The 13,848-nt window shown below is 66.5% G+C and carries 15 protein-coding genes; 5 read left to right on the plus strand and 10 right to left on the minus strand.

The window, feature by feature from the left end:
- Positions 1 to 73: 73 nt before the first annotated feature.
- Positions 74 to 940, minus strand: coding sequence for an SHOCT domain-containing protein (locus SBI67_RS26510; protein WP_318983439.1), 867 nt, complete (start codon positions 938 to 940; stop codon positions 74 to 76).
- A gap of 213 nt (positions 941 to 1,153) precedes the next feature.
- Between SBI67_RS26510 and SBI67_RS26515 the strand changes: the two genes are divergently transcribed.
- Together SBI67_RS26515 and SBI67_RS26520 are read left to right on the plus strand one after the other, a co-directional pair.
- Positions 1,154 to 3,391: a sensor histidine kinase gene (locus SBI67_RS26515; protein ID WP_318983440.1), complete on the plus strand. Its 2,238-nt coding sequence runs from the start codon at positions 1,154 to 1,156 to the stop codon at positions 3,389 to 3,391.
- A gap of 146 nt (positions 3,392 to 3,537) precedes the next feature.
- Positions 3,538 to 4,230 (plus strand): LuxR C-terminal-related transcriptional regulator, encoded by a 693-nt coding sequence (locus tag SBI67_RS26520; protein WP_318983441.1) that lies wholly within the window; start codon positions 3,538 to 3,540, stop codon positions 4,228 to 4,230.
- Between the two features lie 165 nt (positions 4,231 to 4,395).
- On the opposite strand, the gene tuf is transcribed toward SBI67_RS26520, so the two are convergent.
- The 7 genes from tuf to SBI67_RS26555 form a co-directional block, all read right to left on the minus strand.
- A complete protein-coding gene (tuf, locus tag SBI67_RS26525; RefSeq protein WP_024454172.1) occupies positions 4,396 to 5,586 on the minus strand; it encodes an elongation factor Tu in 1,191 nt (396 codons plus the stop codon).
- An 89-nt stretch (positions 5,587 to 5,675) separates the two neighbouring features.
- Positions 5,676 to 7,778, minus strand: a complete 2,103-nt coding sequence (gene fusA, locus SBI67_RS26530; protein ID WP_318983442.1) for an elongation factor G — start codon at positions 7,776 to 7,778, stop codon at positions 5,676 to 5,678.
- A gap of 77 nt (positions 7,779 to 7,855) precedes the next feature.
- On the minus strand, positions 7,856 to 8,326 hold the full coding sequence (gene rpsG / locus SBI67_RS26535; RefSeq protein ID WP_024454170.1) for a 30S ribosomal protein S7: 471 nt from the start codon (positions 8,324 to 8,326) through the stop codon (positions 7,856 to 7,858).
- A complete protein-coding gene (gene rpsL / locus SBI67_RS26540; RefSeq protein ID WP_019514018.1) occupies positions 8,326 to 8,700 on the minus strand; it encodes a 30S ribosomal protein S12 in 375 nt (124 codons plus the stop codon). Before rpsL ends, rpsG begins: the two co-directional genes overlap by 1 nt.
- Before the next feature lie 310 nt (positions 8,701 to 9,010).
- Positions 9,011 to 9,577 (minus strand): TetR/AcrR family transcriptional regulator, encoded by a 567-nt coding sequence (locus SBI67_RS26545; RefSeq protein WP_062658097.1) that lies wholly within the window; start codon positions 9,575 to 9,577, stop codon positions 9,011 to 9,013.
- Between the two features lie 68 nt (positions 9,578 to 9,645).
- On the minus strand, positions 9,646 to 10,134 hold the full coding sequence (locus tag SBI67_RS26550; RefSeq protein ID WP_413232573.1) for a DUF3558 domain-containing protein: 489 nt from the start codon (positions 10,132 to 10,134) through the stop codon (positions 9,646 to 9,648).
- Positions 10,135 to 10,172: 38 nt separating this feature from the next.
- On the minus strand, positions 10,173 to 10,718 hold the full coding sequence (locus tag SBI67_RS26555) for a DUF3558 domain-containing protein (protein ID WP_413232568.1): 546 nt from the start codon (positions 10,716 to 10,718) through the stop codon (positions 10,173 to 10,175).
- A gap of 185 nt (positions 10,719 to 10,903) precedes the next feature.
- Here SBI67_RS26555 and SBI67_RS26560 point away from each other — a divergent pair, with 185 nt between their 5' ends.
- From SBI67_RS26560 to SBI67_RS26570, 3 genes are read left to right on the plus strand one after another with little or no spacing between them, the layout of a single operon-like run.
- A complete protein-coding gene (locus tag SBI67_RS26560) occupies positions 10,904 to 11,215 on the plus strand; it encodes a DUF3060 domain-containing protein (protein WP_318983512.1) in 312 nt (103 codons plus the stop codon).
- 4 nt (positions 11,216 to 11,219) lie between these two features.
- Complete coding sequence (locus SBI67_RS26565; protein WP_413232569.1) at positions 11,220 to 11,900, plus strand: M15 family metallopeptidase; 681 nt, start codon at positions 11,220 to 11,222, stop codon at positions 11,898 to 11,900.
- A 45-nt stretch (positions 11,901 to 11,945) separates the two neighbouring features.
- Positions 11,946 to 12,350, plus strand: coding sequence for a DUF3060 domain-containing protein (locus tag SBI67_RS26570; RefSeq protein WP_318983443.1), 405 nt, complete (start codon positions 11,946 to 11,948; stop codon positions 12,348 to 12,350).
- Here SBI67_RS26570 and SBI67_RS26575 read toward each other — a convergent pair.
- Together SBI67_RS26575 and SBI67_RS26580 are read right to left on the minus strand one after the other, a co-directional pair.
- The gene (locus SBI67_RS26575; RefSeq protein WP_318983444.1) at positions 12,347 to 13,144 is read right to left on the minus strand and encodes a crotonase/enoyl-CoA hydratase family protein; all 798 of its coding nucleotides are present in this window, start codon (positions 13,142 to 13,144) and stop codon (positions 12,347 to 12,349) included. The genes SBI67_RS26570 and SBI67_RS26575 overlap by 4 nt on opposite strands.
- Positions 13,141 to 13,848, minus strand: coding sequence for a PaaX family transcriptional regulator C-terminal domain-containing protein (locus SBI67_RS26580; RefSeq protein WP_318983445.1), 708 nt, complete (start codon positions 13,846 to 13,848; stop codon positions 13,141 to 13,143). Before SBI67_RS26580 ends, SBI67_RS26575 begins: the two co-directional genes overlap by 4 nt.

Consider the following 13,848-nt stretch of genomic DNA (forward strand, 5'->3'; position numbering starts at 1 on the left):
CTTTCGTCAACCCGGGCCCAGGCTAGCAGCCGTACTGAAACGTGTTCTAGTAATCGATCGGGTCGCCAGGGCGCTACAGCTCCGCGATGATCTGCTGACGCTTGCTGGTGTATTCGTCCTCCGAGATCGCGCCGGTGGCGCGCAACGTCTCCAGCTCCTGCAGGCGTTGCGCCGCCGACGGAGCCGGGGGCGCAGGCGGGACGTAGGCCGACGGAGCCGGGGGCGCAGGCGGGACGTAAGCCGCCGGGGCGGCGGCAGCGGGCGGTGCGGTGGGCTGCTGCTGCGCGCCGGCGCGGCGCACCACCGCCTGCACCTGGGCCCGGGCGGCGGGATTGCTGCGCAGGTCGATCATGCTGTTCATGCCGATGTTGTTGGCCTTGAGGATCTGCAGGATCTCCATCAACGGGCCAACCTGTCCGGACAGATCGTAGGTACGGTGGTCTTCCTCGATAGTGAAGGTCGCCGGTACCAGTCCGTTGACCAAGGCGCTTCGTTCCCAGTCGATCTGGAACTGGTTGGTCGCCGGATCCACCAGCACCACGACCTTGCGCGCGGTGAGGGTGCCCAGCCGGGTGACGCTGGCGATGACGCGGTCCTCGGCGGTGAAGGGCGTGATGCCGGGCCCGGAGACATGCAGATTGAGTTTCACGAGCGGTTGGTCGTTGATCCGGGTGTTGGTTTCGGCCATGCCCGTGATCTGTGCCAGTGCCAGCACGCCGGTGGCCTCCAGCGCCTGGGTGCGGGCGGCTGATCTCGCGCCAAAGTTCGCCAGCCCCAGGGCGATCAGCACATCGGCGGCGGTGACCAGGAGGCCGGCCCAGAACATCCATTTCAGCAAATCGCTCTCGCCGGTGGCGAAATAGACCGCGAGGAAGATCGGGCCGACCAGACCGCCGCACAGCAGCACCATCAGCTGCGCTTTCACGTATCGCCACAACATGTGTCACGCTCCGTTCGAAATGGACGGGGTCAGAGTAACGCCATCCAGCGCATTTTGGCGGCGGGCCGAAATCATTTGAGCACTTCCCGCACGCGGTGTATTTGCGTCGGGAAACAATACTGACGGCGTCCGCCATTCGACGGACCCTGCCAACAGACTTCGTGCCTAGAATTGCGTGTGCTTGCGCGGGGACCGGACATTCGGGGTGTCCACGTGTCCGAGCGACAGGTGATCCAGCGCGGCCAGGACCTTGCCATCATCCTGCTCAACACTGTCACCCTGGTCGCCGTCGCCAGCGCACTCGTGCTGCCGGGGACCCCCGAGTCGGCGACCGGGACAACCCTGCTCGGCCTGGTCGGCGCGTGGGCCGGGTACCGGCTGTGCACCCGGTCGCGAGCGCTGCCGTTCCAGCTGGCCGACTTCAGCTATGTGCTGATCGTCGCGGCGGCGATTCCGTTGTTCGACCCGCGGCCCGAGAGTCTGAACATCAACTCGGTGCCCCAGGCGATCGCCGGCACGGCGGTCATCGCCGTCGCCGTGGCGCATCCCCCACGGGTCAGTTTTGTTGCGTCGGCGCTCATCACGATGAGCTATGCCGCCGGGTGCGCGCAACTGGTCGGATGGCACGGCGCCGCACAGGTATTGATGCTGTTCTACATGCTCGGCATCCAATGGCCCATCGTCGCAGCGCTACGGGCCACCGGGCTGGCCATCGCCAGGCAGGTGGACCAGGCGCGCGCTGAAAACCACGACGCGGCACTGCGGGAGGCCATCGCCGCCGCCGTGCGTGATCACGAACTCGAGCATCTGGCGCTGGTGCACGACACCGCCGCATCGACCCTGTACCTCGTCGGCGAGGGCGCCGACATCTCGCCGGATCGTATTGCCGCCCAAGCCCGCCGGGATCTCGAGCTCCTGACAGGCGGACCCGCTCGAACGGAGCCGATGCCCGATACCGATATCGTCGCCGCGATTCGACATGAGGTCGCACATCTTCCGGCCCAGATCCAGCTGTCCGGTTTGACCAGCCTCGTCCTCGGCGGGCGCACGGCGCGTACAGTGCTCGCCGCGGTCCGCGAAGCACTCAACAACGCCGAACGGCATGCCCACGCGTCGCGTATCGACATCGACATCGCGCCCGGCATGATCACCGTGATCGACGACGGCGTCGGGTTCGACCCGGATGCCACCACCCTCGGCCACGGCGTCGCCGAATCGATCGTCGCGAGGATGCGCCGCATCGGCGGCGGCGCAACCATCACCTCGTTGCCGGGCACCGGAACCAGGGTGACGCTGAGCTGGGATCAAGCGTCGCGCTCGGCGACGACCAACCCGAACGTCGATGACATGGATCAGCTCACCGAACGCGTGCTGGTCCAATTCGGGCTCGGCATAGCGATTTTCGGCTTCGTCCAGCTACTGGTCGCGGTGCCCTACGCAGCCGCCCACACCGGGCAGCCGATGATCCAATGCGGTCTTGGCGTGATCGCCGCTGTCGTCCTGTGCGCCGGCGTCCCCAGGGTGCTCGACCGTGGCCCCAACCTCACCATCCCCGCCCTGACGCTCATGGCCGCGGTCATCGTCGTCCAGTCGCTGTCGCTGCCTGCCGAGCTGCTCGGCGGTCCAGCCCAGTGGCCGCTGATCGCCGCCGGCATGGGTGTGCTGCCCTTTCTGGTGCGCTGGCGGATCGGGCCCGCCGTCGCGACGATGCTCGCCTTCTGGCTGGGCACGGTGATCGTCACCTTCGTCCGGCAACCCGGCGTGGAGATGGCGTTCAACCTGGCCCTCTACACCGCAGGCATCGCGCTGGTGCAGATGTTCGCACTCGCCTTCCCCGAGCTGTTGCGGGACGCGACCGCCGCGGCAACCGAGGAGATCCGCCAGCGCTGGGCCATCGCCGACCGGCACCGCATTGCCGAGGCGTTGCACGACGACTATGTGCGACGGACGTCGAAACTGATCCGCGGTGTGTTCCCGTTGCTGCAGACCCTGAGCACCGGCAGCATCGACGCCGAGACCAGGCAGCGGGCTCGGCTGGAATCGCGCCGGTTGCGGCTCTACATCTTCCAGTCGCGCACCTTCAGCCATCCCCTCGTCGTCGAGTTGCGCCCAGCCGTCGACGCGGCCGACCGGCGTGGGGTCATCGTCACGATGAACGCCGACAACGACCTGCCGCAACTCGACGAGGACACGCGGCGCCAGATCTTGACGCCGCTGCGTAACGCGCTGGCCCACACCAGGGAACGCGCCAGGATCGGCTTGACGGTGGCGGGCGGTGAGCTGATTGCCAGCATCATTTGCGACACCGCCGCAGATGTGCCGGGACAGTCGTCCGAGAGCGGCCCGCGTGTCGAGGTCACGGCCATCGGCGACACGGTGTGGATCAGCGTGCACCACCGGCTATCCGGCTCACCGGCATCCCCCGCGGCCCCGAAGCACAGCATCGCCTGAACCAGGGTTAGAATCTGCCCATACGTCAATATGGTTAGCCAGGGTTGCCGATTCGGGCCATCCGGGCATTGCTGACGAGTAGAGTCCTGTTCCGAGGAATTGCGGGGGTGCCGAATCGGTGGTGTCATCTATCTCAGGTGAATTGCATGAATAGAGCCAAAGAACGTGGGGGCTGCAATTCCGGGGTGGCGATCCCGGTGGCACTGATCGACGACCATGATGTCATTCACGCCGGCGTCAAAGCCTGGTTTGCCGAAACCGATCCACCGATCGCTCTCGTCGCCGACTACACCGATCCGTCCTCGTTCCTCACCGAACACCCGCAGGCCGACGGCACCATCGAGGTCGTCCTCTTCGACCTCCAGTACGAGCGATACCGGCCAGAGTTCGAGAGCCTGCGCCGGGTTTGCGCGGCGGGCCACCGCGTCATCGTCTACTCGCACATGTCCACCGACGAAGTCATCCTGAGCAGCCTGGACGCCGGCGCCATGACCTTCCTGGCCAAGGGTGAGGACAAGCAGCACCTGTTCGAGGCCATCTACGCCGCCCACTCGAATACGCCCTATGTCGGTCCGCGGATGGCCAAAGCCCTGTTCAACGACCGCACGGTCGGTCGCCCGGGACTGAGCACCCGGGAACGTGAGGTGCTGATCGCCTGGTTCCAGACCGAGAACAAGGAATTCGTCGCCAAGCGTCTGTTCATCGAACCGTCGACGGTCCGCACCCATCTACAGCGGGCCCGGGCCAAGTACGCGGCCGTCGGCAGGCCGGCGCCGACCAAGGCGGCACTGATCGCCAGGGCCGTCCAGGACGGCATCCTCAGCATCGACGATCTCTGAGGACCGGCGCCGAGATCGACGTTCGGCCCGATTCCACTCGCACAAATCCGCCCAAACGCGCATTTGGGCGGAAACCGGGGAGACCAAAAGCGGCGCCCACCCTTTCGGGTGAGCGCCGCTCTTTTCGGTAAGGCTAGATCACTCAGATGATCCTGTAGGCGGAGCCTACTTAATGATCTTGGTAACCCGGCCGGCGCCGACGGTACGGCCACCCTCACGGATGGCGAACCGCAGGCCCTCGTCCATGGCGACGGGCTGGATCAGCTTGACGGAGATGTCGGTGTTGTCACCGGGCATCACCATCTCGGTGCCCTCGGGCAGGGTCACCACGCCGGTCACGTCCGTGGTACGGAAGTAGAACTGCGGACGGTAGTTGTTGAAGAACGGGGTGTGGCGGCCGCCCTCGTCCTTGGACAGGATGTAGACGCTGCCCTCGAACTCGGTGTGCGGGGTGGTGGTGCCCGGCTTCACGATGACCTGGCCGCGCTCGACATCCTCGCGCTTCACGCCACGAACCAGCAGACCGACGTTGTCACCGGCCTGGCCCTGGTCGAGCAGCTTGCGGAACATCTCGACACCGGTGACCGTGGTCTTGGTGGTGCCGGGACGGATGCCGACGATCTCGACCTCTTCGTTGACGTTGATCACGCCACGCTCGACGCGACCGGTCACCACGGTGCCACGACCGGTGATGGTGAAGACGTCCTCGACGGGCATCAGGAACGGCTTGTCGGTCTCGCGGACCGGGTCCGGGATCGACTCATCGACGGCGTCCATCAGGTCCTCGACGGACTTGACCCAGGTCGGGTCACCCTCGAGCGCCTTCAGCGCCGAGACGCGGACGACGGGGGCGTCCTCGTCGAAGTCCTGAGCCGACAGCAGCTCCCGGACCTCCATCTCGACGAGCTCGAGGAGCTCCTCGTCGTCGACCATGTCCGACTTGTTCAGGGCGACCAGGATGTAGGGCACACCGACCTGACGGGCCAGCAGCACGTGCTCGCGGGTCTGCGGCATCGGGCCGTCGGTGGCGGCCACCACGAGGATGGCGCCGTCCATCTGGGCCGCACCGGTGATCATGTTCTTGATGTAGTCGGCGTGACCGGGGGCGTCCACGTGGGCGTAGTGGCGCTTGTCGGTCTGGTACTCAACATGCGAGATGTTGATGGTGATACCGCGCTGACGCTCCTCGGGCGCATTGTCGATCTGGTCGAATGCGCGCGACTCGTTCAAATCGGGGTACTTGTCGTGCAGAACCTTGGTGATTGCTGCAGTCAGCGTGGTCTTGCCGTGGTCAACGTGACCGATGGTCCCGATGTTGACGTGCGGCTTCGTCCGCTCGAACTTCGCCTTCGCCACTGTGGTGTCCTCCTGGACTTGTTGGTGCTTTTACTTAAAGCAGGGTTGATCTTTGCAAATGTGCGGTCCCGCGAAACCGGCGGGTCGGATTACTGACCCGTCGCCTTCGCGATGATCTCCTTCGACACGTTCGCCGGAACCTCGGCGTACGAATCGAACACCATGGAGTAGTTGGCCCGGCCCTGGGTCTTCGACCGGAGGTCGCCGACGTAGCCGAACATCTCCGACAGCGGCACCTGCGCCTTGACGACACGCGCACCGCTGCGCTCCTCCATGGCCTGGATCTGACCACGGCGGGAGTTCAAGTCGCCGATCACATCGCCCATGTAATCCTCGGGCGTGGTGACCTCGACAGCCATGATGGGTTCCAGGATCACCGGCTGGGCGGACTGGGCCGCCTTCTTCAGCGCCTGCGAACCTGCCACCTTGAAGGCCATTTCCGACGAGTCGACGTCGTGGTAGGCACCGTCGAGCAGGGTGACCTTGACGTTCACCAGCGGGTAGCCGGCCAGCACGCCGTACTGCATGGCATCCTGCGCGCCGGCATCCACCGACGGGATGTACTCACGCGGGATGCGGCCACCGGTGACCTTGTTCTCGAACTCGTAGGTCGCGCCATCCTCGCCCTCGAAAGGCTCGAGGTTGATGATGACCTTCGCGAACTGGCCCGAGCCACCCGTCTGCTTCTTGTGGGTGTACTCGACGTTCTGCACGGCGCGGCGGATGGTCTCCTTGTAGGCCACCTGCGGCTTACCGACGTTGGCCTCGACCTTGAACTCGCGCTTCATGCGGTCGACCAGGATGTCCAGGTGCAGCTCGCCCATACCGCCGATGACGGTCTGGCCGGTCTCCTGATCCAGGTGCACCTTGAAGGTCGGATCCTCTTCGGCGAGCTTCTGGATGGCGGTGCCCAGCTTCTCCTGGTCACTCTTGGTCTTGGGCTCGATGGCGACCTCGATGACCGGATCCGGGAAGGTCATCGACTCCAGCACGATCTGGTTGTTCGGATCGCTGAGGGTGTCACCGGTGGTGGTGTCCTTGAGGCCGATCACCGCGTAGATGTGGCCGGCAGACGCCGATTCGACCGGGTTCTCCTTGTTGGAGTGCATCTGGAACAGCTTGCCCAGGCGCTCCTTCTTGCCCTTGGTCGAGTTGATGACCTGGGCACCGGAGTCGACCTTGCCCGAGTAGACGCGCACGTAGGTCAGCTTGCCGAAGAACGGGTGCGTGGCGACCTTGAACGCCAGGCCCGAGAACGGCTCGTCGGCCGACGGCTTACGAGAGATGATCTCGTCTTCCTTGCCGGGGACGTGTCCCTCGGCGGCCGGCACGTCCAGCGGGTTGGGCAGGTAGTCGATGACGGCGTCGAGCATGGGCTGCACGCCCTTGTTCTTGAACGCCGAACCGCACAGCACCGGGTAGGCCTCGCTGCTGATGGTCAGCTTGCGCAGACCACCCTTGATCTCCTCGACGGTGAGCTCTTCGCCGCCCAGGTACTTCTCCAGCAGCGCCTCGTCGGTCTCGGCGACCGCCTCGATCATCGCGGTGCGGTACTCCTCGGCCTTCTCCGCAAGGTCGGCCGGGATGTCGACGACGTCGTACTTCTCGCCGAGCTTGGTCTCGCCGCGCCACACCTTGGCCTTCATCTCGACCAGGTCGACGACGCCCTCGAAATCGTTCTCGGCGCCGATCGGCAGCTGGATCGGGATCACGTTGGCACCGAGGCGGTCCTTCATGGTCTGCACCGAGAAGTAGAAGTCGGCGCCCAGCTTGTCCATCTTGTTGACGAAGCAGATGCGCGGGACGTCGTACTTGTCGGCCTGCCGCCACACCTGCTCGGACTGCGGCTCGACACCTTCCTTGCCGTCGAAGACGGCGACGGCACCGTCGAGCACACGCAGCGAGCGCTCCACCTCGACGGTGAAGTCGACGTGACCGGGGGTGTCGATGATGTTGATCTGGTTGTCGTTCCAGAAGCAGGTGGTGGCGGCGGAGGTGATGGTGATACCCCGCTCCTGCTCCTGTTCCATCCAGTCCATCGTGGCGGCACCGTCGTGCACCTCACCGATCTTGTACGAGATACCGGTGTAGAAGAGAATGCGCTCGGTCGTCGTCGTCTTGCCGGCGTCGATGTGCGCCATGATGCCGATATTGCGGACCTTCGTGAGGTCGGTGAGCACGTCCTGTGCCACGGCTAGATTCCCACTCTTTCGCTTGCTTGGTTGCTATTGGTGTGCCCGCCGGCTCTGCGCCGAGCCGGCGCAGACGGTCACCAGCGGTAGTGCGCGAAGGCCCGGTTCGCTTCGGCCATCTTGTGGGTGTCCTCGCGCCGCTTGACGGCGGCACCCAGGCCATTGCTGGCGTCGAGGATCTCGTTGGCGAGGCGCTCGATCATGGTCTTCTCACGGCGAGCCTTGGAGAAGCTGACCAGCCAGCGCAGGGCCAGCGTGGTCGAGCGCTCGGCCCGCACCTCGACCGGCACCTGGTAGGTGGCGCCACCGACGCGGCGGCTGCGCACCTCGAGGGACGGCTTCACGTTGTCCATGGCGCGCTTGAGGGTGACCACCGGATCCGTGCCGGTCTTCTCCCTGGCCTGCTCCAGCGCACCATAAACAATGCGCTCGGCCAGCGATTTCTTCCCGTCCAGCAGGACTTTGTTGACCAGCTGGGTGACCAGCTGCGACCCGTAGACCGGATCGTTGACCAACGGGCGCTTCGGCGCGGGACCCTTGCGCGGCATCAGCTCTTCTCCTTCTTCGCGCCGTAACGGCTACGTGCCTGCTTGCGGTTCTTGACACCCTGGGTGTCCAGCGAGCCGCGGATGATCTTGTAGCGCACACCGGGGAGGTCCTTCACACGACCACCACGCACCAGCACCATCGAGTGCTCCTGCAGGTTGTGACCCTCACCCGGGATGTAGGCGGTGACCTCGACCGCGCTGGTCAGGCGAACACGCGCGACCTTGCGAAGCGCCGAGTTCGGCTTCTTCGGGGTGGTGGTGTACACGCGGGTGCACACGCCACGGCGCTGCGGGCTGCCCTTGAGCGCCGCGGTCTTCACCTTGGCGACCTTGTCGCGGCGACCCTTGCGGACCAGCTGGTTGATGGTTGGCATGTACCGGCTTTCTGTGTTGCTTCGTTGCTGCTGTTCTCGATGGTGCGTAAGTCTCTGTACTGCTCTTTCCGCCCCACCGCTTACCCCGCGATCGGGCGTGTCGCACGCACCAGAAGCCCATCCGATCGATAGCATTCCGATGCCTGCAGACATACGAATCCGCCCGGCGCACAGGCACACCAACCGTTTTCCGGCAGCATGCGGCCCTGTCGACCAGGCACGGGGATCCACAATACCAGGGGTCCCCGCGCGCAACCAAACCCGTGCGTAACGGCCTTATCGCAGGTCAGACCGGGGCGGCAATGGCACGTCAGCGCTTCTGCATACCCGCCGCCAGCCTCAGCACCATATCGGTGAACACGGCGTCGGTGTCGATATCGTCCATCACCCCGGTCATCTCCAGCAGCACGAAGCCGTGCAACGCCGACCAGAACTCCAGGGCCGCGTAGAAGGCGTTGTCGCCGTCGATCCCGTAGGAAGCCAGCGCCTCCAGCACGGGACCCGCCGCGGCCCTGGTGGCAGCGGTGTACTCGGGGTCGTCACCGCCCAGCGGCATCCGGGTGAAGGCGGAGTATCGGCCCGGGTGGTGGTGGGCGTAACTGCGGTAGGCGCTGGCCATCGTGACGACGGCGTCGTCCCGGGTACGGCCCTGACCGACGGCGTTGAGCATGCCGATGATGTCGTCGATGACCCGCATCCGGACGGTACGGCGCAGGTCGTCCAGGCTCTGCACGTGGTTGTACAGCGACGGGCCCTTGGTGCCCAGCTGGGTGGCCAGCGCGTTGATGGTCAGGGCGTCCCAGCCTTCGCGGTCCAGGAACACCAATGCCGCGTTCACGATGGCATCGCGGCTGAGTTTGGTCACTCGCGCTGCCATATTCGCGTTATCCCTCGCTTGATCGGCCGTGTTCCGGTGGGCACCCACTCTCGGGTCAACGAAGGACTCTAGTTCACCCGGTCCTGGCTGAGCTGGGCAAGTTGCTCGGTGATCGTGCACAGGTCGGGCAGCATCGCCGGATTCATGGTCTGGATGGACCACGTGATGACGTCCCCGCCCTTGGCGACGTAGATGCTGCAGGCGTTGGCGTCGAACGCCTTGAACCCCTGGTTGCCGTCCACGGCAAGTTCGACCAGGGTGCGTCCGGCCTGCTGTTCCAGGCGGCGCTCGGTGTCCATGTCACTGCCCCGATACCACCAGGTGGAGATGCCCATCCCGGCCCCGAACGAGCCGATCAGCGTGTTCTCCTGCCAGAAGCAGCCGACATCGCTGACCGCGGCCGCGCCGAACATCGCCTTGCCGGCCGCCGCGGTGATATCGGCATCGGTGATGCCGTTGCAGTCGGCGCCCCGGAATCCCGACTTCTCGGCATCCGTGGGCGCCGGCGTGCTGGGCCGGGCCTGCTCCCCCACCGCGCCACAGCCGCCGACCAGCATGGCCGCCGCGCCCATCGCGACCAGCGCCGCCCGCACGTCTACAGATCCGATTTCAGGGTCGCCGACAACAATTTCTCCGCATCCGGGCAGGGGTCACCGGTGGACTGGCGGCGGTATTGCACCCACCAGCTCAGCACCCCGCCGCCGCCGGCAGCGGTGGCCGCACACGCCACCCCCACGCCATCGCGCCTGGCCAAAAACCCGTTGTGCCGCTCGATGACGGTGTCGGTGATCTGCGCGCCGCGGTCGACGGCCAGGGCCCGCTCCCGATCGAGGGTGCCGGTGTCGAACCAGGCGAACACCACGTCGATTGCCGCGGCACGGCGGTCCAGGACGTACTGGCACACCGCACCGCTGTACGGGCGCACGATCTTGTCGGCACCGAGGATCTGGGACACCGTGCTGTCCTGCAACAAACCGCACCGGTTGTCGGCGTAGCCGTAGCTGCGGTCGTCGGCAGGCCCGCCCGGCGTGGCCAACCGCGCAGTGCCACCGACGGTCTGGCTGCACCCGGCCAGCAACAGGGCCGCGACGATGGGTCCCACGCTGACCCCCATCACCGCTCGAATGCCATGCCGACGCATCGAGCACACGCTACCGAGGGACACCGCTCGCGGCGAGCTCGTCGGGTCGATTCCGGTTACCGGCGATAACACGTTCTACCGTGGCCCCGGCAACGTACTCTTCTCAGGCAAGGGAGGTGGCGAAGGTGACTGTGCAGACGATTCTGCGGTCCGCGGTGGCGTGCGCCGTGGTGATTCCGGCGGCCATGGCGTCGGCATCGGCACCCGCGGGCGCCAAGAACGGCGATACCCACATCACCGGCCAAGGCGTGGTGCAGACGCTGGACTGCAACAACGCGACACTCTTCGTCACCGGCACCGGCAACACGATCAACGCCAAGGGCAGCTGCTGGGGGGTGACGCTGCAGGGCTCGTCGAACATCGTGATCGCCGACAACGTCGTCAACGACGTCACCGTGTACGGCTACGACCAGACGGTGATCTACCACTCCGGGGACCCGGCCGTGATCGACCGCGGCCCCGAGCTCGGGCTGGCCAACCGCATCAACCGCGCCTGACCTTGTGCGACGGCTGCTCGGATTACTGCTGGTGTGCTGCGCGGCCGCGTGCGCCCCGGTCGAGGTGAGACCGGTGTCCACTGAATTGCCCGGGGTTCCAAGCCTCCCCGTGCCACCGGTCTCGGATGCGGCTCGGGCGGTCGGCTTCGTCGACGTGCGCACGATCGTGCCCGACGCCGTCATCGACCTGCGTTACGCCACCGCGGACAATTTCGTCGGCGAGCCGCTGTACCCGGCCGGTGCGCGGTGCCTGGTGCACGAATCGCTGGCCGACGGTCTGACCACCGCCGCCGCCCGGCTGCGGGCCGACGGGCTGGTGCTGGTGTTCTGGGACTGCTACCGCCCGCACGACGTGCAGGTGCGGATGTTCGACGTGGTGTCCAATCCGGCCTGGGTGGCCAAGCCGGGCCCGTACTCGAAGAGCCACGAGTCGGGCCGCTCGGTGGATGTGACGACGGCGAGCAGCACCGGACTGACCGATATGGGCACCGGTTTCGACGATTTCACCCCGGTGGCCAACGCCTACGCCACCGCCGGGGTCAGCGCGGTAGCGCAACAGAACCGGGCGGTGCTGCGGGCGGCGATGACGGCGGGCGGATTCGCCCCGTACGCCGGGGAATGGTGGCATTTCGACGGTCCCGGCGCGGGCGAGCGACGGCCGATCATCAACGTGCCGGTCACCTAGGCTGAAGGTGTCGTCGGCTGGATCGGGACCAGAATCGAGGGAAACATGCGATCGGGACACATCATCGGTTGGGCCACCGCGGCGTTGCTGACGCTGAGCCTGGCCGGCTGCGGCGCGGACGACTCCGGCACCCGCGCGCCGACCGCGACCGCGGGCACCTCGGGCGCGCAGGTGGAGATCGGCAACACCATCAATTACGGATCGTTCGGGACATCCGCCGAAATCGATTGCGCCCAAGGCAAATCCCTCAACATCGGCGGTTCCAACAACACGCTGACGGTGAAGGGCACCTGCTCCAGCGTGAACGTGGGCGGCGCGGACAACAAGCTGACCTTCGAGCATGTGGACAAGGCGATCAGCGTGGTCGGGCTCAACAACACCGTGGTGTACCGGGACGGCGAGCCGAAGGTCGACGACCTGGGGTCGGGTAACAAGATCAGCAAGGGCTAACCGGCCGGGGCGCCGTGCCGACCGGCCCCGTCGGCGAATCGTTTGGCCCCGGCCAGTGATTCGGCGGCCACCTGTTGCAGGCTGCCGAACTCGAAATCAAGGGCAGCATGCTCGGATTCGCCCCACTGGTGCAGCGCCGAGAGCCGGTCCGCCCGCAGGCACAGCTGCGGCAGTGCGGCCAGTTGGGCGGCCAGCTCTTCGGCCGCTCGACGCGCGTCACCGGTGGGCACCACCCGATTGGCCAGGCCGATCGCCAGCGCCTCGGCGGCGTCGACCGACCGGCCGGTGAGGATGAGGTCCATGGCCCGGCTCTGCCCGATGAGACGCGGCAGCCGCACCGTACCGCCGTCGATCAGCGGAACACCCCAACGCCGGCAGAACACGCCGAAGACGGCGTCCTCCTCGGCGATCCGCAAATCGGCCCACAACGCCAGTTCCAGCCCACCGGCCACGGCGTAACCGGCGACGGCGGCGATCACCGGCTTGGACAGCACCATCCGCGTCGGACCCATCGGGCCGGGCCCGGTGCGGTGAGTCTGATTCATCTCCGCCGTACCGAACGCCTTCAGATCCGCTCCCGCACAGAAGGTTCCGTTGGCACCCCAGAGCACGGCGACGGCGGCCGAGTCGTCCTTGTCGAATTCGTCGAATGCCGCATACAGCTGGGCCGCGGTGGGGCCGTCGACCGCGTTGCGGGCCTGCGGTCGGTCGATGATCACCGTGGTGACCGCTCCGCTGCGTTCGATGCGGACCCCTCCCCCGGTCGCTTCGCTCCTGCCCGCCGAACCTGTCATGTCGCCTCCACCTTGTCGCGTAGTGCCGCCAACTCGGCGGCGAATTCCTGGTAGGCAGCGCGCAGTGCATCACCCGGCCACTCGGCGGGCAGCAACTCCGCGGGCAGCACCGGGTCGGTCACCAGGTGCCGGACAATGCCCGCCGCTGCCACGAATCGGCCCGGTACATCGCGGGCGTCCGCCATATCGTCCAGCAGTGCCCGACCGGTTCGCGCCCACGCCGGCAGATCCCACAACAGAGCGGCGAGCCCGACCGGGTCGTCGTCGCGGGAGCGCAGCACCCGCACCCGGTCGCCGGCGGGCGCCGGCTGGGTCAGGTTGTCCGGGCGCAGCCACAGCCCTTCGCGGAGTTCACCGAACCGGCTGTGCACCAATGTGTTCCGCAGTTCGGATCGGCTGCGCGCATCGGCGCCGACGGCGGTGACGACGCATGTCAGCCAGTCCCCGTTCCAGCGCCGCACCTGCGGTGCGATGGCATCGTCCTGTCTGCGCTGCCGAGCCAGCAGGCGTTCCGACAGCCGGTAGCCGTCGTCGGAGCGCACCAGATCCCCTGCGCTGACCATCCGGGTCAGCGCGACCCGCAGGGTGGCCTCCCTGATATCGAAATCCGATGTCAGCCGGATCAATTCGGCCGCCGTGGCCCAGGCCGGGTGCGCCCCGAGCAGCACGCTGAGCACCACCGATCTGGCCGTCAGGCGCAACAT

This window comes from Mycolicibacterium chengduense (assembly GCF_033741155.1).
Lineage (GTDB): Bacteria > Actinomycetota > Actinomycetes > Mycobacteriales > Mycobacteriaceae > Mycobacterium.

What these genes read in the sequence shown, in the direction of transcription:
- SBI67_RS26510 (WP_318983439.1), bottom strand. Translation starts at nt 940, where the DNA reads ATGTTGTGGCGATACGTGAAAGCGCAGCTGATGGTGCTGCTGTGCGGC.
- rpsG (WP_024454170.1), bottom strand. Translation starts at nt 8,326, where the DNA reads ATGCCGCGCAAGGGTCCCGCGCCGAAGCGCCCGTTGGTCAACGATCCG.
- SBI67_RS26520 (WP_318983441.1), top strand. Translation starts at nt 3,538, where the DNA reads ATGAATAGAGCCAAAGAACGTGGGGGCTGCAATTCCGGGGTGGCGATC.
- SBI67_RS26575 (WP_318983444.1), bottom strand. Translation starts at nt 13,144, where the DNA reads ATGACAGGTTCGGCGGGCAGGAGCGAAGCGACCGGGGGAGGGGTCCGC.
- SBI67_RS26545 (WP_062658097.1), bottom strand. Translation starts at nt 9,577, where the DNA reads ATGGCAGCGCGAGTGACCAAACTCAGCCGCGATGCCATCGTGAACGCG.
- SBI67_RS26555 (WP_413232568.1), bottom strand. Translation starts at nt 10,718, where the DNA reads ATGCGTCGGCATGGCATTCGAGCGGTGATGGGGGTCAGCGTGGGACCC.
- SBI67_RS26570 (WP_318983443.1), top strand. Translation starts at nt 11,946, where the DNA reads ATGCGATCGGGACACATCATCGGTTGGGCCACCGCGGCGTTGCTGACG.
- rpsL (WP_019514018.1), bottom strand. Translation starts at nt 8,700, where the DNA reads ATGCCAACCATCAACCAGCTGGTCCGCAAGGGTCGCCGCGACAAGGTC.
- SBI67_RS26550 (WP_413232573.1), bottom strand. Translation starts at nt 10,134, where the DNA reads ATGCTGGTCGGCGGCTGTGGCGCGGTGGGGGAGCAGGCCCGGCCCAGC.
- SBI67_RS26560 (WP_318983512.1), top strand. Translation starts at nt 10,904, where the DNA reads ATGGCGTCGGCATCGGCACCCGCGGGCGCCAAGAACGGCGATACCCAC.
- SBI67_RS26580 (WP_318983445.1), bottom strand. Translation starts at nt 13,848, where the DNA reads ATGTTGCGCCTGACGGCCAGATCGGTGGTGCTCAGCGTGCTGCTCGGG.